29 protein-coding genes and 1 pseudogene are annotated in these 16870 nt (G+C 54.2%); all 30 read right to left on the bottom strand.

Going from position 1 to position 16870, the window contains the following annotated elements; translation table 11 throughout:
* Positions 1 to 13: 13 nt before the first annotated feature.
* A complete protein-coding gene (gene rpsD, locus AYR47_RS03645; protein ID WP_003176404.1) occupies positions 14 to 634 on the bottom strand; it encodes a 30S ribosomal protein S4 in 621 nt (206 codons plus the stop codon).
* 18 nt (positions 635 to 652) lie between these two features.
* On the bottom strand, positions 653 to 1042 hold the full coding sequence (gene rpsK / locus AYR47_RS03650) for a 30S ribosomal protein S11 (RefSeq protein WP_002555466.1): 390 nt from the start codon (positions 1040 to 1042) through the stop codon (positions 653 to 655).
* Between the two features lie 30 nt (positions 1043 to 1072).
* Complete coding sequence (gene rpsM / locus AYR47_RS03655; protein WP_003194635.1) at positions 1073 to 1429, bottom strand: 30S ribosomal protein S13; 357 nt, start codon at positions 1427 to 1429, stop codon at positions 1073 to 1075.
* Between the two features lie 129 nt (positions 1430 to 1558).
* Positions 1559 to 1675 (bottom strand): 50S ribosomal protein L36, encoded by a 117-nt coding sequence (rpmJ, locus tag AYR47_RS31755; protein ID WP_002555468.1) that lies wholly within the window; start codon positions 1673 to 1675, stop codon positions 1559 to 1561.
* Between the two features lie 28 nt (positions 1676 to 1703).
* Complete coding sequence (secY, locus tag AYR47_RS03660) at positions 1704 to 3032, bottom strand: preprotein translocase subunit SecY (RefSeq protein WP_003194637.1); 1329 nt, start codon at positions 3030 to 3032, stop codon at positions 1704 to 1706.
* Positions 3033 to 3470 carry a 50S ribosomal protein L15 gene (gene rplO, locus AYR47_RS03665; RefSeq protein ID WP_003176407.1) on the bottom strand — a complete coding sequence of 146 codons (438 nt, stop codon included), beginning with the start codon at positions 3468 to 3470 and terminating at the stop codon, positions 3033 to 3035. It lies immediately after the preceding gene.
* Between the two features lie 3 nt (positions 3471 to 3473).
* Complete coding sequence (gene rpmD / locus AYR47_RS03670) at positions 3474 to 3650, bottom strand: 50S ribosomal protein L30 (protein WP_003186033.1); 177 nt, start codon at positions 3648 to 3650, stop codon at positions 3474 to 3476.
* A 2-nt stretch (positions 3651 to 3652) separates the two neighbouring features.
* Positions 3653 to 4153: a 30S ribosomal protein S5 gene (gene rpsE / locus AYR47_RS03675; protein ID WP_003176409.1), complete on the bottom strand. Its 501-nt coding sequence runs from the start codon at positions 4151 to 4153 to the stop codon at positions 3653 to 3655.
* Between the two features lie 3 nt (positions 4154 to 4156).
* Complete coding sequence (gene rplR, locus AYR47_RS03680; protein ID WP_003186037.1) at positions 4157 to 4507, bottom strand: 50S ribosomal protein L18; 351 nt, start codon at positions 4505 to 4507, stop codon at positions 4157 to 4159.
* 10 nt (positions 4508 to 4517) lie between these two features.
* Complete coding sequence (rplF, locus tag AYR47_RS03685; RefSeq protein ID WP_003194640.1) at positions 4518 to 5051, bottom strand: 50S ribosomal protein L6; 534 nt, start codon at positions 5049 to 5051, stop codon at positions 4518 to 4520.
* A 12-nt stretch (positions 5052 to 5063) separates the two neighbouring features.
* The gene (gene rpsH, locus AYR47_RS03690; protein WP_010206883.1) at positions 5064 to 5456 is read right to left on the bottom strand and encodes a 30S ribosomal protein S8; all 393 of its coding nucleotides are present in this window, start codon (positions 5454 to 5456) and stop codon (positions 5064 to 5066) included.
* Between the two features lie 206 nt (positions 5457 to 5662).
* On the bottom strand, positions 5663 to 5968 hold the full coding sequence (gene rpsN, locus AYR47_RS03695; protein WP_003176414.1) for a 30S ribosomal protein S14: 306 nt from the start codon (positions 5966 to 5968) through the stop codon (positions 5663 to 5665).
* A 13-nt stretch (positions 5969 to 5981) separates the two neighbouring features.
* Positions 5982 to 6521: a 50S ribosomal protein L5 gene (gene rplE / locus AYR47_RS03700; protein ID WP_003194642.1), complete on the bottom strand. Its 540-nt coding sequence runs from the start codon at positions 6519 to 6521 to the stop codon at positions 5982 to 5984.
* 22 nt (positions 6522 to 6543) lie between these two features.
* Complete coding sequence (gene rplX, locus AYR47_RS03705) at positions 6544 to 6858, bottom strand: 50S ribosomal protein L24 (protein WP_003176416.1); 315 nt, start codon at positions 6856 to 6858, stop codon at positions 6544 to 6546.
* An 11-nt stretch (positions 6859 to 6869) separates the two neighbouring features.
* Complete coding sequence (gene rplN / locus AYR47_RS03710) at positions 6870 to 7238, bottom strand: 50S ribosomal protein L14 (RefSeq protein ID WP_002555479.1); 369 nt, start codon at positions 7236 to 7238, stop codon at positions 6870 to 6872.
* A 23-nt stretch (positions 7239 to 7261) separates the two neighbouring features.
* Complete coding sequence (gene rpsQ / locus AYR47_RS03715; protein WP_003176419.1) at positions 7262 to 7528, bottom strand: 30S ribosomal protein S17; 267 nt, start codon at positions 7526 to 7528, stop codon at positions 7262 to 7264.
* A 2-nt stretch (positions 7529 to 7530) separates the two neighbouring features.
* Positions 7531 to 7723 (bottom strand): annotated as a pseudogene (rpmC, locus tag AYR47_RS31760) (50S ribosomal protein L29).
* The gene (gene rplP / locus AYR47_RS03720; RefSeq protein ID WP_003176421.1) at positions 7723 to 8136 is read right to left on the bottom strand and encodes a 50S ribosomal protein L16; all 414 of its coding nucleotides are present in this window, start codon (positions 8134 to 8136) and stop codon (positions 7723 to 7725) included. Before rplP ends, rpmC begins: the two are co-directional and overlap by 1 nt.
* Positions 8137 to 8148: 12 nt before the next feature.
* Positions 8149 to 8835: a 30S ribosomal protein S3 gene (gene rpsC, locus AYR47_RS03725; protein ID WP_003176422.1), complete on the bottom strand. Its 687-nt coding sequence runs from the start codon at positions 8833 to 8835 to the stop codon at positions 8149 to 8151.
* 13 nt (positions 8836 to 8848) lie between these two features.
* A complete protein-coding gene (gene rplV / locus AYR47_RS03730) occupies positions 8849 to 9181 on the bottom strand; it encodes a 50S ribosomal protein L22 (protein WP_003103908.1) in 333 nt (110 codons plus the stop codon).
* Positions 9182 to 9192: 11 nt separating this feature from the next.
* Positions 9193 to 9468 (bottom strand): 30S ribosomal protein S19, encoded by a 276-nt coding sequence (gene rpsS / locus AYR47_RS03735; protein ID WP_003232420.1) that lies wholly within the window; start codon positions 9466 to 9468, stop codon positions 9193 to 9195.
* Positions 9469 to 9484: 16 nt separating this feature from the next.
* Positions 9485 to 10309: a 50S ribosomal protein L2 gene (rplB, locus tag AYR47_RS03740; RefSeq protein WP_003186055.1), complete on the bottom strand. Its 825-nt coding sequence runs from the start codon at positions 10307 to 10309 to the stop codon at positions 9485 to 9487.
* Positions 10310 to 10323: 14 nt separating this feature from the next.
* Positions 10324 to 10623, bottom strand: coding sequence for a 50S ribosomal protein L23 (gene rplW / locus AYR47_RS03745; protein WP_002555488.1), 300 nt, complete (start codon positions 10621 to 10623; stop codon positions 10324 to 10326).
* A complete protein-coding gene (rplD, locus tag AYR47_RS03750) occupies positions 10620 to 11222 on the bottom strand; it encodes a 50S ribosomal protein L4 (RefSeq protein WP_003176424.1) in 603 nt (200 codons plus the stop codon). Before rplD ends, rplW begins: the two co-directional genes overlap by 4 nt.
* Positions 11223 to 11234: 12 nt before the next feature.
* On the bottom strand, positions 11235 to 11870 hold the full coding sequence (rplC, locus tag AYR47_RS03755) for a 50S ribosomal protein L3 (RefSeq protein WP_003194649.1): 636 nt from the start codon (positions 11868 to 11870) through the stop codon (positions 11235 to 11237).
* Positions 11871 to 11951: 81 nt separating this feature from the next.
* The gene (rpsJ, locus tag AYR47_RS03760) at positions 11952 to 12263 is read right to left on the bottom strand and encodes a 30S ribosomal protein S10 (RefSeq protein ID WP_003186070.1); all 312 of its coding nucleotides are present in this window, start codon (positions 12261 to 12263) and stop codon (positions 11952 to 11954) included.
* 158 nt (positions 12264 to 12421) lie between these two features.
* Positions 12422 to 13615, bottom strand: a complete 1194-nt coding sequence (gene tuf, locus AYR47_RS03765; RefSeq protein ID WP_003176426.1) for an elongation factor Tu — start codon at positions 13613 to 13615, stop codon at positions 12422 to 12424.
* 30 nt (positions 13616 to 13645) lie between these two features.
* Positions 13646 to 15751 carry an elongation factor G gene (fusA, locus tag AYR47_RS03770; RefSeq protein WP_033900034.1) on the bottom strand — a complete coding sequence of 702 codons (2106 nt, stop codon included), beginning with the start codon at positions 15749 to 15751 and terminating at the stop codon, positions 13646 to 13648.
* Between the two features lie 30 nt (positions 15752 to 15781).
* The gene (gene rpsG / locus AYR47_RS03775; RefSeq protein WP_002555493.1) at positions 15782 to 16252 is read right to left on the bottom strand and encodes a 30S ribosomal protein S7; all 471 of its coding nucleotides are present in this window, start codon (positions 16250 to 16252) and stop codon (positions 15782 to 15784) included.
* A gap of 118 nt (positions 16253 to 16370) precedes the next feature.
* The gene (gene rpsL / locus AYR47_RS03780) at positions 16371 to 16742 is read right to left on the bottom strand and encodes a 30S ribosomal protein S12 (protein ID WP_002555494.1); all 372 of its coding nucleotides are present in this window, start codon (positions 16740 to 16742) and stop codon (positions 16371 to 16373) included.
* Between the last annotated feature and the right edge of the window lie 128 nt (positions 16743 to 16870).

A 16870-nucleotide genomic window follows, 5' to 3' on the forward strand; every position in this document is an offset into this window, starting at 1 on the left:
TATTTTCTAGCCCTTACTTGGAGTAGAGCTCGACAATCAGGCTTTCGTTGATGTCGGCGGACAGATCACTGCGAGCAGGAACGTTCTTGAAAACGCCCGACTTCTTCTCAGTGTCTACTTCTACCCATTCTACGCGGCCACGTTGGGCACACAGATCGAGAGCTTGGACAATGCGAAGTTGGTTTTTTGCTTTCTCGCGAACTGCGACCACGTCACCAGCACGAACCTGGTAGGACGGAACGTTTACGGTCTGACCGTTAACGCTGATCGACTTGTGCGATACCAGCTGACGGGATTCGGCACGAGTCGAACCAAAGCCCATACGGTATACAACGTTGTCCAGACGGCATTCGAGCAGTTGCAGCAGGTTTTCACCGGTTGCACCTTTCTTGCCAGCAGCTTCTTTGTAGTAGCCGCTGAACTGACGCTCGAGAACGCCGTAGATACGACGGACCTTCTGCTTTTCACGCAGTTGGGTGCCGTAATCGGACTGGCGACCGCGGCGTTGGCCGTGGATACCAGGTGCTGCTTCAATGTTGCACTTCGATTCGATCGCGCGCACGCCGCTCTTCAGGAAGAGATCGGTGCCTTCGCGACGAGCGAGTTTGCATTTTGGACCAATGTAACGAGCCATTCTTTACAATCTCCTGGATTACACGCGGCGCTTCTTCGGCGGACGGCACCCGTTGTGCGGGATTGGCGTCACGTCGGTGATGCTGGCGATCTTATAGCCACAGCCGTTCAAAGCACGGACAGCAGACTCACGACCTGGACCTGGACCCTTGACGTTAACGTCGAGGTTTTTCAGGCCGTATTCCAGCGCAGCTTGACCAGCACGTTCAGCAGCTACTTGAGCAGCAAACGGGGTGGACTTGCGGGAACCGCGGAAACCCGAACCACCGGAGGTAGCCCAAGAAAGCGCGTTACCTTGACGGTCGGTGATGGTCACGATTGTGTTGTTAAAAGAAGCATGGATGTGGGCGATGCCATCAACCACTGTCTTTTTAACTTTTTTACGAGGACGAGCAGCAGGTTTTGCCATGATAATTTTCCTGTCGATTCGCTGGGGCGATTACTTGCGGATCGGCTTACGCGGACCTTTACGGGTACGCGCGTTAGTCTTGGTACGCTGACCGCGTACTGGAAGACCACGACGATGACGCAGACCGCGATAGCAACCGAGGTCCATCAAACGCTTGATTTTCATGTTGATTTCGCGACGCAGGTCACCTTCAGTGGTGAACTTCGCCACTTCGCCACGCAGCTGTTCAATCTGCTCGTCGCTCAGATCCTTGATCTTAGCGGCTGGGTTTACCCCAGCAACTGCGCAAATTTTCTGCGCAGTAGTGCGACCAACACCATAGATGTAGGTCAGCGAGATAACAGTGTGCTTGTTATCTGGAATGTTAACGCCTGCAATACGGGCCATTCAGTGGGACTCCAATTGACAGCTACCTACGCCCCGGAAGCCAAGAAATAGGGCGCGAGATAATATCGCTGTAATAACAAATAATCAACCCGGCAGCGCACTAGCTGCCGGGCTTCAAGCGGATCACACTCAGCCTTGGCGCTGTTTGTGACGCGGTTCCGCGCTGCAAATTACTCGAACAACACCTTCGCGGCGAATAATCTTGCAGTTACGGCACAGCTTTTTCACCGATGCACGAACTTTCATCACCAACTCCTCGAACCTTATGGGGTACTCAGCGCAACATGCCGCTGCCGTAGCCCTTCAGGTTGGCTTTCTTCATCAGGGATTCGTACTGGTGCGAAACGAGGTGCGATTGTACTTGGGACATGAAGTCCATCACAACCACGACCACGATCAGCAACGAGGTCCCGCCAAGGTAGAACGGAACGTTTGCTGCAACCACCAGGAACTGGGGCAACAAGCACACGGCCGTCATATATAGAGCACCGAACAGGGTCAAACGAGTCAGAACGCCATCAATGTAGCGTGCAGACTGCTCACCTGGACGGATGCCCGGAATAAAGGCACCGGACTTCTTCAGGTTTTCCGCTACGTCTTTCGGATTGAACATCAACGCCGTATAGAAGAAGCAGAAGAAAATAATCCCTGCACTAAACAGCAGAATATTCAACGGCTGACCAGGAGCGATCGACTGAGAGAGGTCCTGCAGCCAGCCCATATTTTCGGACTGACCAAACCAGGTACCCAACGAAGCCGGAAACAGCAAAATGCTGCTCGCGAAAATTGCCGGAATAACACCGGCCATATTCACTTTCAGCGGCAAGTGGCTGGTCTGCGCAGCAAAGACCTTACGGCCCTGCTGACGCTTGGCGTAGTGAACAGCAATACGACGCTGACCACGCTCAATGAACACCACAAAACCGATAATCGCTACTGCCAGCAAACCGATGGCAACCAAGGCGAAAATGTTGATATCACCCTGACGTGCAGACTCGAAAGACTGCCCAATCGCTCTCGGAAGACCGGCGACGATACCTGCGAAAATCAACATCGAGATACCGTTACCAACACCACGTTCAGTAATCTGCTCACCCAGCCACATCATGAACATCGCACCAGCCACAAATGTGGATACCGCGACGAAATGGAAGCCAAAGTCACCAGTGAACGCAACGCCCTGCCCAGCCAGGCCAACGGACATGCCGATAGCTTGGACGAGGGCGAGGACGACAGTGCCGTAGCGGGTGTACTGGCTAATCTTGCGACGGCCAGCTTCACCTTCCTTCTTCAACTGCTCCAGCTGCGGGCTGACGGCGGTCATCAGTTGCATGATGATCGATGCCGAAATGTACGGCATGATCCCCAGTGCAAAGATGCTCATCCGTTCCAGCGCGCCGCCGGAAAACATGTTGAACAAGCTAAGAATGGTCCCCTCATTCTGTCGAAACAGGTCTGCGAGTCGGTCCGGGTTGATACCTGGAACCGGGATGTGTGCGCCTATTCGGTAGACGATAATCGCCAGGAACAGAAAACGCAGACGAGCCCAAAGTTCAGACATACCGCCTTTGCCGAGCGCTGAGAGAGCACCTTGCTTAGCCATTTATTCCTCGAACTTGCCGCCAGCTGCTTCGATAGCCGAACGCGCACCTTTGGTGGCGCCGATTCCCTTGCCGATAGTGACAGCGCGAGTCACTTCACCGGACAGCATGATTTTCACACGCTGTACGTTGACGTTGATCACGTTGGCATCTTTCAGGGTCTGCACAGTAACGATGTCGCCTTCCACTTTAGCCAGCTCGGACAGACGCACTTCTGCGCGGTCCATGGCTTTCAGGGATACGAAACCGAACTTAGGCAGGCGACGATGCAGCGGCTGTTGACCGCCTTCAAAGCCTGGAGCGATGGTGCCACCGGAGCGGGAGGTTTGACCTTTGTGGCCACGGCCACCAGTCTTACCCAAACCGCTACCGATACCACGGCCCGGACGATGCTTTTCGCGACGGGAACCCGGCGCTGGACTCAGATCATTGAGTTTCATCGATTAACCCTCTACACGCAGCATGTAGTAAGCCTTGTTGATCATCCCGCGATTCTCGGGAGTATCCAGGACTTCTACAGTGTGACCGATGCGACGCAGACCCAGACCTTTAACACACAGTTTGTGGTTAGGGATGCGGCCGGTCATGCTTTTGATCAGCGTTACTTTAACGGTAGCCATGATCAGAAGATCTCCTTGACAGTCAGACCACGCTTGGCAGCGATGGACTCAGGAGATTGCATAGCTTTCAAACCTTTGAAAGTGGCGTGAACCACGTTTACCGGGTTAGTCGAGCCGTAGCACTTGGCCAGAACGTTCTGAACGCCAGCAACTTCGAGGACAGCACGCATAGCGCCGCCAGCGATGATACCGGTACCTTCAGAAGCAGGCTGCATGTACACCTTCGAAGCGCCATGGGCGGACTTCATTGCGTACTGCAGCGTGGTGCCGTTCAGATCAACTTGGATCATGTTGCGACGAGCAGCTTCCATTGCCTTCTGGATCGCAGCAGGCACTTCACGTGACTTGCCACGGCCGAAGCCAACACGGCCTTTACCATCACCTACCACGGTCAACGCGGTGAAGGTGAAGATACGGCCGCCTTTAACGGTTTTGGCTACGCGGTTAACTTGAACCAGCTTCTCAATGTAGCCTTCGTCGCGCTTTTGGTCGTTATTTGACATAACTTAGAACTCCAGCCCAGCTTCACGAGCAGCATCAGCCAGCGCTTTCACGCGACCGTGGTACTTGAAGCCAGAGCGGTCGAAAGCCACTTGCGAGACGCCAGCGGCCTTAGCACGCGTAGCGACCAGCTGGCCAACCTTTGTGGCCGCGTCGATGTTGCCAGTGGCACCATCACGCAGTTCTTTATCCAAAGTCGAGGCGCTTGCCAGGACTTTGTTGCCGTCGGCCGAGATGACCTGGGCGTAGATGTGCTGCGACGAGCGGAACACGCAGAGACGCACGACTTCGAGTTCGTGCATTTTCAGGCGTGCTTTGCGAGCGCGACGCAGTCGAGTAACTTTTTTGTCGGTCATTTGCTATGCCCTACTTCTTCTTGGCTTCTTTACGACGGACGACTTCGTCCGCGTAGCGCACACCTTTGCCTTTGTACGGCTCTGGTGGACGGAAGTCGCGGATCTCAGCGGCCACTTGACCTACCAGCTGCTTATCGATGCCCTTGATCAGGATATCGGTCTGGCTAGGGGTCTCAGCAGTGATGCCCGCTGGCAGTTCGTAATCCACAGGGTGCGAGAAGCCAAGGGCCAGGTTCAAAACCGTGCCTTTTGCTTGCGCTTTGTAACCAACACCGACCAGCTGGAGCTTACGCTCGAAGCCTTGGCTTACGCCTTGGACCATGTTGTTTACCAACGCACGCGTGGTACCGGCCATTGCGCGAGTTTGTTGATCGCCATTGCGAGCAGCGAAACGCAGCTCACCAGCTTCTTCAACGATCTCAACGGACGAATGGATGTTCAGTTCAAGAGTGCCCTTGGCACCCTTCACCGAAAGCTGTTGGCCTGCGAATTTGACTTCGACACCGGCTGGCAGCTTAACGGGGTTCTTAGCGACGCGAGACATGCTTATCCCCCCTTAGAACACAGTGCAAAGAACTTCGCCGCCGACACCGGCAGCGCGCGCAGCACGATCCGTCATCACACCTTTGTTGGTGGAGACGATAGACACGCCCAGACCGCCACGAACTTTCGGCAGATCTTCAGCGGACTTGTACTGACGCAGGCCTGGACGGCTAACGCGCTTCACTTCCTCGATGACCGAACGGCCTTCGAAGTACTTCAGCTCGATGGACAGCAGTGCTTTTACATCGCTGCTGATCTGATAACCCGCAATGTAGCCTTCGTCTTTCAGGACTTTGGCAACAGCTACCTTCAACTTGGAAGATGGCATGCTTACGACGGACTTTTCAGCCATCTGGGCATTACGGATACGAGTTAGCATGTCCGCTAACGGGTCCTGCATACTCATGGGCTAGACGCTCCTAATACAAAAAAATTAGCCTTGCGGCTACATATGTCGCCGAGAATCTCCGGGTAAAAAACACGGGCTCAGGCGAGCCGCGTATTTTAGACACACTCCGGAAATGAAACAAGCCCCAAAAGGGGCTTGTTCCAGATTCAAGGTCACCGGTGGTCAGTATCTTGCGATATTGGCCACCTGGACGCTGAAAGTACTTACCAGCTGGCTTTAACCAGACCTGGTACGTCACCACGCATTGCCGCTTCACGCAGTTTATTACGGCCGAGGCCGAACTTGCGGTAAACGCCGTGTGGACGACCAGTCAGGCGGCAGCGGTTACGCATGCGCGAAGCGCTTGCGTCACGTGGCTGCTTCTGCAGAGCTACTGTAGCTTCCCAACGCGCTTCTGGACTTGCGTTCAGATCAACGATGATTGCTTTCAGTGCTGCACGCTTCTTGGCGTACTTGGCAACCGTGAGCTGACGCTTCAGCTCGCGGTTTTTCATGCTCATCTTGGCCATGGTCCTACTCCAATCAGTTGCGGAACGGGAATTTGAAAGCACGCAACAGGGCGCGACCTTCATCATCGTTCTTGGCAGTGGTGGTCAGGGTGATGTCCAGACCGCGGAGAGCATCGATCTTGTCGTAGTCGATTTCCGGGAAGATGATCTGCTCTTTCACGCCCATGCTGTAGTTACCACGACCATCGAAGGACTTGGCATTCAGGCCGCGGAAGTCGCGGACCCGAGGCAGGGAGATCGACAGCAGACGATCCAGGAATTCGTACATACGCTCACGGCGCAGGGTCACTTTGACGCCGATCGGCCAACCTTCACGGACTTTAAAGCCAGCGATGGATTTCCGAGCGTAGGTCACAACGACTTTCTGGCCGGTGATCTTTTCCAGGTCAGCAACAGCGTGCTCGATGACTTTTTTGTCGCCGATCGCTTCGCCCAGACCCATGTTCAGGGTGATTTTGGTAACGCGCGGAACTTCCATCACGTTCCCAAGCTTAAGTTCTTCCTTAAGCTTAGGGGCGATTTCCTTCCGGTAAATCTCTTGTAGTCGTGCCATGGTCTAATCTACCTAGCAGTGTTCAAGCATCAACCGCTTTTTGGGTCGACTTGAAGACACGAATTTTCTTACCGTCTTCTACTTTGAAACCAACGCGGTCAGCCTTGTTGGTTTCGCCGTTGAAGATGGCGACGTTAGAAGCGTCCAGCGGAGCTTCTTTCTCGACGATACCGCCCTGCACGCCCGACATCGGGTTAGGCTTGGTATGACGCTTGACCAGGTTCAGACCACCGATAACCAGACGGTTATTAGCGAGAACCTTAAGCACCTTACCGCGCTTACCTTTGTCTTTGCCGGCGATCACGATGATCTCGTCGTCACGACGAATCTTTTGCATGTCGGATCTCCTTACAGCACTTCTGGGGCGAGCGAGACGATCTTCATGAACTTCTCAGTACGAAGTTCACGGGTCACTGGCCCAAAGATACGGGTGCCGATCGGCTCTTGCTTGTTGTTCAGAAGAACAGCAGCGTTGCCATCAAAGCGGATAATGGAGCCATCAGCACGACGTACGCCGTGACGAGTGCGGACTACAACAGCAGTCATCACTTGGCCTTTTTTCACTTTACCGCGAGGAATTGCTTCCTTGACGGTAACTTTGATGATGTCACCGATACCAGCGTAACGACGATGGGAGCCACCCAGCACCTTGATGCACATAACACGGCGAGCGCCGCTGTTATCGGCCACATCGAGCATGGATTGAGTCTGAATCATATAATTTCTCCGACCCCTAGTCCTTAGACTTCCACAGCGCGTTCGAGAACATCAACCAGTGCCCAAGACTTGGTCTTGGCCAGCGGACGAGTTTCACGAATAGTGACTTTGTCGCCGATGTGGCACTGATTGGTTTCGTCGTGCGCGTGCAGCTTAGTCGAACGCTTAACATATTTACCGTAGATCGGGTGCTTAACGCGACGCTCGATCAGAACGGTGATGGTTTTGTCCATCTTGTCGCTGACAACACGGCCAGTCAGCGTACGGACAGTCTTTTCGGCTTCAGCCATGATCACTTACCTGCCTGCTGGTTGAGCACAGTCTTCACGCGAGCGATGTCACGCTTAACTTGCGAGAGCAGATGAGACTGCCCCAACTGGCCAGTTGCTTTCTGCATACGCAGATTGAACTGGTCGCGCAGCAGGCCCGAGCAGTTGCTCGTTCAGCTGCTGTGCGGATTTTTCACGAAGTTCATTCGCTTTCATCACATCACCGTCCGTTTAACAAAGGAGGTGGCGAGCGGCAGCTTTGCAGCAGCCAGGGCGAAAGCCTCACGCGCCAGCTCTTCAGAAACACCCTCGATTTCATACAGGACTTTGCCTGGCTGAATCTGGGCTACCCAGTATTCCACGTTACCCTTACCTTTACCCATACGAACCTCGAGAGGTTTTTTGGAGATCGGCTTGTCCGGGAATACACGGATCCAGATCTTGCCGCCACGTTTAACGTGACGGGTCAGAGCACGACGCGCTGACTCGATCTGACGAGCGGTGAGACGACCACGAGCTACAGACTTCAGCGCGAACTCGCCGAAGCTGACTTTGCTACCGCGCTGAGCCAGACCACGGTTGTGGCCTGTCATCTGCTTGCGGAACTTCGTACGCTTAGGTTGCAACATTTGGCGTACCCCTTACTTAGCAGCTTTTTTACGAGGCGCTGGTGCTTGTGGTTTCAGTTCTTCTTGGCGACCACCAATTACTTCGCCTTTGAAGATCCAAACCTTTACACCGATCACACCGTAAGTGGTGTGAGCTTCGTAGTTGGCATAGTCGATGTCGGCACGCAGGGTGTGCAGTGGCACACGACCTTCGCGATACCATTCAGTACGTGCGATTTCAGCACCGCCGAGACGACCGCTCACTTGGATTTTGATGCCTTTGGCACCAATGCGCATGGCGTTCTGTACAGCGCGCTTCATAGCGCGACGGAACATAACGCGACGCTCCAGCTGCTGAGCTACGCTCTGCGCAACCAGCATACCGTCGAGCTCCGGCTTGCGGATCTCTTCGATATTGATGTGCACAGGCACACCCATTTGCTTGGTCAGGTCCTGACGCAGTTTCTCAACATCTTCACCTTTCTTCCCGATAACGATACCTGGACGAGCGGTGTGGATGGTGATACGTGCAGTTTGGGCCGGACGATGGATATCGATACGGCTTACGGACGCGCTTTTTAGTTTGTCTTGGAGATACTCACGCACCTTCAGATCAGCGAACAAATAGTCCGCATAAGTCCGACCGTCTGCGTACCAGACGGAGGTGTGCTCCTTGACGATTCCCAGGCGAATGCCAATGGGATGTACTTTCTGACCCATCTCTTCGACTCCGTTACTTGTCAGCAACCTTGACAGTGATATGGCAAGACCGCTTGACGATGCGATCAGCACGGCCTTTGGCACGTGGCATGATGCGCTTCAGCGAACGCCCTTCGTTGACGAAAACGGTGCTGACCTTCAGGTCATCAACGTCTGCGCCTTCGTTATGCTCGGCGTTGGCTACGGCCGACTCCAGCACTTTCTTCATGATCTCGGCGGCTTTCTTACTGCTGAAAGCCAACAGGTTGAGCGCTTCGCCCACCTTCTTCCCGCGGATCTGGTCGGCGACCAAGCGGGCTTTCTGGGCGGAGATTCGAGCGCCCGACAACTTAGCGGCTACTTCCATTTCCTAACCCCTTAACGCTTGGCTTTCTTGTCTGCCACGTGCCCACGATAAGTGCGGGTACCGGCAAACTCGCCTAGTTTGTGGCCGACCATGTCTTCGTTCACGAGAACTGGGACGTGCAAGCGACCGTTGTGTACAGCGATGGTCAGACCGACCATTTGTGGCAGGATCATCGAACGACGCGACCAGGTCTTAACTGGTTTGCGATCGTTCTTTTCCGCCGCCACTTCGATCTTCTTCAGTAGGTGAAGATCAATAAAAGGACCTTTTTTCAGAGAACGTGGCACTGTCGTATCCCTCTATTTACTTGCGACGACGGACGATCATTTTGTCGGTACGCTTATTACCACGAGTCTTCGCGCCCTTAGTCGGGAAGCCCCATGGCGATACCGGATGACGACCACCAGAGGTACGACCTTCACCACCACCGTGTGGGTGGTCAACCGGGTTCATGGCAACACCACGAACGGTTGGGCGAACGCCACGCCAGCGTTTGGCACCAGCTTTACCCAGCGAACGCAGGCTGTGCTCGGAGTTCGAGACTTCGCCCAGGGTCGCGCGGCATTCAGCCAGCACTTTACGCATCTCACCAGAACGCAGACGCAGGGTCACGTAGACACCTTCACGAGCGATCAGCTGAGCCGAAGCACCAGCGGAACGAGCGATTTGCGCGCCTTTACCTGGCTTCAATTCGATGCCGTGTACGGTGCTACCAACTGGAATGTTGCGCAGTTGCAGAGCGTTGCCCGGCTTGATCGGTGCCAGAGCACCTGCGATCAGCTGGTCGCCAGCGCTCACGCCTTTAGGGGCGATGATGTAGCGACGCTCGCCATCTGCGTACAGCAGCAGAGCGATGTGAGCAGTACGGTTTGGATCGTATTCGATACGCTCGACAGTGGCAGCGATGCCATCTTTGTCGTTGCGACGGAAATCGACCAGACGATAATGCTGCTTATGGCCACCACCGATGTGACGAGTGGTAATACGACCATTGTTGTTACGACCACCAGACTTCGATTTTTTCTCGAGCAGCGGTGCGTGAGGAGCGCCTTTATGCAGCTCCTGGTTGACCACCTTGACCACAAAACGGCGGCCAGGGGAAGTCGGTTTGCATTTAACGATTGCCATGATGCACCCCTTCCTTACTCAGCACTGCTGCTGAAATCGAGATCTTGGCCTGGCTGAAGGGAGATAACTGCCTTCTTCCAGTCATTACGCTTGCCCAGACCGCGAGCAGTGCGCTTGCTCTTACCCAGAACATTCAGGGTAGTAACACGCTCTACTTTCACGCTGAACAGGCTTTCGACGGCCTTCTTGATTTCCAGCTTGGTTGCGTCAGTTGCAACCTTGAAAACGAACTGGCCTTTCTTGTCAGCCAGAACCGTAGCCTTTTCGGAAACGTGCGGGCCAAGCAGAACTTTAAATACGCGTTCCTGGTTCATCCCAGCAGCTCCTCGAATTTCTTCACGGCCGACACGGTGATCAACACCTTGTCGTATGCGATCAGACTAACTGGATCGGAACCTTGCACGTCACGTACATCAACGTGTGGCAGGTTGCGAGCAGCCAGGTACAGGTTCTGATCAACAGCTTCAGACACGATCAAAACATCGGTCAGGCTCATGTTGTTCAGTTTGCCCAGCAGATCTTTGGTTTTCGGGCTTTCAACAGCGAAGTCCTGAACCACGACCAGACGGTCAGTACGCACGAGTTCAGCAAGGATGGAGCGCAGAGCTGCGCGGTACATCTTCTTGTTGAGCTTCTGCGAGTGATCCTGTGGACGAGCTGCGAAAGTGGTACCACCGCCACGCCAGATTGGGCTACGGATAGTACCGGCACGAGCACGGCCAGTACCTTTCTGACGCCAAGGGCGCTTACCGCCACCACGAACGTCGGAACGGGTCTTTTGCTGCTTGCTACCTTGACGGCCGCCGGCCATGTAGGCCACGACTGCTTGGTGAACCAGCGTCTCGTTGAACTCGCCGCCAAACGTCAGTTCGGAAACTTCGATCGCTTGAGCGTCATTTACATTTAATTGCATGTCAGCTTCCCCTTAACCGCGAGCCTTGGCCGCCGGACGTACAACCAGGTTGCCGCCAGTAGCGCCAGGAACAGCACCCTTGACCAACAACAGATTGCGTTCAGCGTCGACGCGCACTACTTCGAGGGACTGCACGGTCACGCGCTCAGCGCCCATATGACCGGACATTTTTTTGCCCTTGAATACACGACCAGGAGTCTGGCACTGGCCAATAGAGCCCGGGACGCGGTGGGAAACGGAGTTACCGTGAGTGTTGTCTTGGCCACGGAAATTCCAACGCTTGATCGTACCCTGGAAGCCTTTACCTTTGGACTGACCGGTTACATCAACCAGTTGACCAGCAGCGAAGATTTCAGCGTTGATCAGATCGCCAGCCTGGTAGTCGCCGTCTTCGAGACGGAACTCCATAACAGTGCGACCAGCTGCAACGTTTGCTTTAGCGAAGTGACCTGCTTGAGCAGCAGTCACGCGCGAAGCACGACGCTCGCCGACAGTGACTTGCACTGCACGATAGCCATCGGTCTCTTCAGTTTTGAACTGGGTGACGCGATTCGGTTCGATCTCAATGACCGTGACCGGAATGGAGACACCTTCTTCGGTGAAAATACGGGTCATACCGCATTTACGACCGACTACACCAATAGTCATGTTGTAAACCTCATGAGTGTACGGGGCTTTCACCCGCTATGGCCGCCCATTTCAGAGCGTTACACGACTAAGACCCAAGTCTTAGCCGAGGCTGATCTGTACTTCCACACCGGCCGCCAGATCAAGCTTCATAAGTGCATCAACGGTTTTATCCGTTGGCTGGACGATGTCCAGTACGCGCTTATGAGTACGGATCTCGTACTGGTCACGCGCGTCTTTGTTGACGTGCGGGGAGACCAGAACGGTGAACCGCTCTTTACGGGTAGGCAGTGGAATTGGACCACGCACTTGAGCACCAGTACGTTTCGCGGTTTCCACGATTTCCTGGGTGGATTGGTCGATCAGGCGATGGTCAAAAGCCTTCAACCTGATACGGATTTGCTGATTTTGCATTGGATTTCAGACTCCGGCTGCTATTCCCAGCGAGCGCAATACGCCCGTTAAAAGGAGGCGCAATTCTATAGACGGCCCTGATAGGTGTCAACCCAATAAAAAAGGCCCCCGCTGAGCGGGGGCCTTTCAAAACATCAGAGCTATCTCAGAAGAGATAATTACTCGATGATTTTAGCTACAACGCCAGCACCAACGGTACGGCCGCCTTCACGGATTGCGAAACGCAGACCGTCTTCCATAGCGATGGTTTTGATCAGGGTGACAACCATTTTGATGTTGTCGCCTGGCATTACCATTTCTACGCCTTCCGGCAGTTCGCAGTTACCAGTTACGTCGGTAGTACGGAAGTAGAACTGTGGACGGTAGCCTTTGAAGAACGGAGTGTGACGACCGCCTTCTTCTTTGCTCAGCACGTACACTTCAGCTTCGAACTTGGTGTGCGGCTTAACCGAACCCGGCTTAACCAGAACCTGGCCACGCTCAACGTCGTCACGCTTGGTACCACGCAGCAGAACGCCGCAGTTCTCGCCAGCACGACCTTCGTCGAGCAGTTTACGGAACATTTCAACACCGGTGCAGGTGGTGACGGTAGTGTCACGCAGACCAACGATTTCCAGTGGATCTTGAACCTTAACGATACCGCGCTCGATACGACCAGTTACAACAGTACCGCGACCGGAGATCGAGAATACGTCTTCGATTGGCATCAGGAACGGCTTGTCGATAACACGGACTGGATCTGGGATGTAGCTGTCCAGAGTCTCAACCAGTTTACGAACGGACGTGGTGCCCATTTCGTTGTCGTCTTTGCCTTCCAGAGCCATACGAGCAGAACCGATGATGATCGGAGTGTCGTCGCCTGGGAAGTCGTAAGTGCTCAGCAGATCGCGCACTTCCATCTCAACCAGTTCCAGCAGCTCAGCGTCGTCTACCAGGTCAGCCTTGTTCAGGTAAACCACGATGTACGGAACGCCTACCTGACGAGACAGCAGGATGTGCTCACGGGTTTGTGGCATCGGACCATCAGCGGCCGAGCAAACCAGGATTGCGCCGTCCATCTGGGCAGCACCGGTGATCATGTTCTTCACATAGTCAGCGTGACCTGGGCAGTCAACGTGAGCGTAGTGACGGATCAGCGAGTTGTATTCAACGTGCGCGGTGTTGATGGTGATACCACGAGCTTTTTCTTCTGGTGCGCTGTCGATTTTATCGAAATCAACGATTGCGGAACCGAAAACTTCGGAGCAAACGCGAGTCAGAGCAGCAGTCAGAGTGGTTTTACCGTGGTCAACGTGACCGATGGTGCCAACGTTGACGTGCGGTAGGGAACGATCAAATTTTTCTTTAGCCACGACAATTAACTCCTTGCCTAAAGGACTGAATCAGCCTTGTTTTTTGGATACAGTTTCAGCGATGTGCGCCGGAGCTGTGTTGTATTTTTTGAATTCCATAGAGTAGCTTGCGCGACCCTGGGACATGGAGCGAACGTCGGTCGCATAACCGAACATCTCACCCAACGGAACCTCGGCGCGAATCACTTTGCCGGAAACCGTGTCTTCCATACCCAAGATCATGCCGCGACGACGGTTAAGGTCGCCCATGACATCACCCATATAGTCTTCAGGTGTAACAACTTCTACCGCCATGATCGGCTCAAGCAACTCACCACCGCCCTTCTGGGCCAGTTGCTTGGTTGCCATGGAGGCAGCCACCTTAAACGCCATCTCGTTGGAGTCGACGTCGTGGTAAGAACCGTCAAAAACGGTTGCTTTCAGGCCGATCAGCGGATAGCCGGCAACAACACCGTTCTTCATCTGCTCTTCGATGCCCTTCTGGATAGCCGGGATGTATTCCTTAGGAACCACACCACCAACTACTTCGTTCACGAATTGCAGACCTTCCTGACCTTCGTCAGCAGGAGCAAAACGGATCCAGCAGTGACCGAACTGACCACGACCGCCGGACTGACGAACGAACTTGCCTTCGATTTCGCAATTCTTCGTGATGCGCTCACGATAGGAAACCTGAGGCTTACCGATGTTGGCTTCGACGTTGAACTCACGGCGCATCCGGTCAACCAGGATGTCCAGGTGCAGCTCGCCCATGCCGGAGATGATCGTTTGACCAGTCTCTTCATCAGTCTTGACGCGGAAAGATGGATCTTCCTGAGCAAGCTTGCCCAGAGCGATACCCATTTTTTCCTGGTCATCCTTGGTCTTAGGCTCTACGGCAACCGAAATAACCGGCTCCGGGAAGTCCATGCGAACCAGGATGATTGGCTTGGCAGCGTCGCACAAAGTCTCACCCGTGGTGACGTCCTTCATGCCGATCAGGGCCGCGATGTCACCAGCGCGTACTTCCTTGATCTCTTCACGGGCGTTTGCGTGCATTTGCACCATACGACCCACGCGCTCTTTCTTGCCTTTAACCGAGTTGATCACGCCGTCGCCGGAGGCCAACACGCCCGAGTAAACGCGGACGAAGGTCAAAGTACCCACGAATGGGTCGGTTGCGATCTTGAACGCCAGAGCCGAGAACGGCTCGCTATCATCGGCGTGACGCTCCATTTCTTCTTCCTCGTTATCAGGGTTGGTACCCTTGATAGCAGGAATGTCGGTTGGAGCCGGCAGGTAGTCGATAACGGCGTCGAGAACCAGGGGAACACCCTTGTTCTTGAAGGAGGAACCGCAAACAGCCAAGACGATCTCGCCAGCGATAGTACGCTGACGCAGAGCAGCCTTGATTTCCACGTTGGTGAGTTCTTCACCTTCGAGGTACTTGTTCATCAGCTCTTCGTTGGCTTCGGCAGCAGCCTCAACCATGTTGTTGCGCCACTCGTCAGCCAGCTCCTGCAGTTCTGCAGGGATAGGCTTACGAACAGGAACCATACCTTTGTCGGAATCATTCCAGTAAACAGCTTCCATGTTGATCAGATCGATCTGACCCTGGAAGTTGTCTTCGGAACCGATAGCCAATTGGATTGGCACCGGGGTGTGACCCAGACGCTGCTTGATCTGACCGATCACGCGCAGGAAGTTGGCACCAGCACGGTCCATCTTGTTTACATAAACAAGACGTGGAACGCCGTACTTGTTGGCTTGACGCCATACGGTTTCCGACTGAGGCTCAACACCCGAGGTACCGCAGAACACAACGACGGCGCCGTCGAGTACGCGCAGGGAACGCTCAACTTCGATGGTGAAGTCTACGTGGCCTGGGGTATCGATTACGTTAAAACGGTGCTCGTCTTTGTACTGCTTCTCGGAACCTTTCCAGAAGGCGGTAATAGCAGCAGAAGTAATGGTAATACCACGCTCCTGCTCCTGAACCATCCAGTCTGTGGTCGCGGCGCCGTCATGCACCTCGCCCATTTTGTGACTTTTGCCGGTGTAAAACAGTACGCGCTCGGTGGTGGTGGTTTTACCAGCATCCACGTGAGCAACAATACCGATGTTACGGTAGCGGCTAATCGGAGTAGTACGAGCCATAAAGCCCTCGCAAAATTAGTGAAGCTAAGATTAGAAGCGGTAGTGCGAGAAAGCTTTGTTAGCTTCAGCCATACGGTGCACGTCTTCACGCTTCTTAACAGCAGCACCTTTACCTTCAGCAGCGTCCAACAGCTCGCCGGCCAAACGCAGAGCCATAGACTTCTCGCCGCGCTTACGGGCGAAGTCTACCAACCAGCGCATTGCCAGAGCGTTACGACGGGACGGACGAACTTCAACCGGAACCTGGTAAGTAGCACCGCCTACACGGCGCGACTTCACTTCGACCAGCGGAGCGATGGCGTCGAGAGCTTTCTCGAAGATTTCCAGGGGGTCGCTGTTCTTGCGTTCTTTAACCTTTTCCAGCGCGCCATAAACGATACGCTCGGCAACGGCTTTCTTGCCGCTTTCCATCACGTGGTTCATGAACTTGGCCAGGATCTGGCTTCCGTATTTTGGATCGTCAAGCACTTCGCGCTTGGCTGCTACGCGTCTTCTTGGCATGGATAAGCCCTCAAACGGTCTTCAGGTTCGTTCGGAATCGGTGCCCTTGCGGGACGCCTCCGACCTTACTCTTATCGACTCAGAAAATAAGATGATTCAGTTTTACAAAAAGCCGCTACTACTTAGGCTTCTTGGTACCGTACTTCGAACGACCCTGGTTACGACCTTTAACGCCGGAAGTATCCAAGGAGCCGCGTACGGTGTGGTAACGAACACCTGGCAAGTCTTTTACACGACCGCCGCGGATTAGTACCACGCTGTGCTCTTGCAGGTTGTGACCTTCACCACCGATGTACGAGGAAACCTCGAAACCGTTGGTCAGGCGCACACGGCATACTTTACGCAGTGCCGAGTTAGGTTTTTTCGGCGTGGTGGTATACACACGGGTGCATACGCCACGACGTTGCGGGCAGTTCTGCAGCGCAGGTACGTCGGATTTCTCGACGATACGCTTACGCGGCTGACGTACCAGCTGGTTGATAGTTGCCATCTACTAGCTCCACTGTTGTCTTGCGACGCTATTGTCTTGCAAGAAAAGCAAAATGGCAGGAACGAATTCCCGCCAAATTTAGGGGTACAAGAGTCTAAAGAGGATCTTGCCCCCAGTCAAGGCAAGGC

Source organism: Pseudomonas azotoformans, assembly GCF_001579805.1.
GTDB lineage: Bacteria > Pseudomonadota > Gammaproteobacteria > Pseudomonadales > Pseudomonadaceae > Aquipseudomonas > Aquipseudomonas azotoformans_A.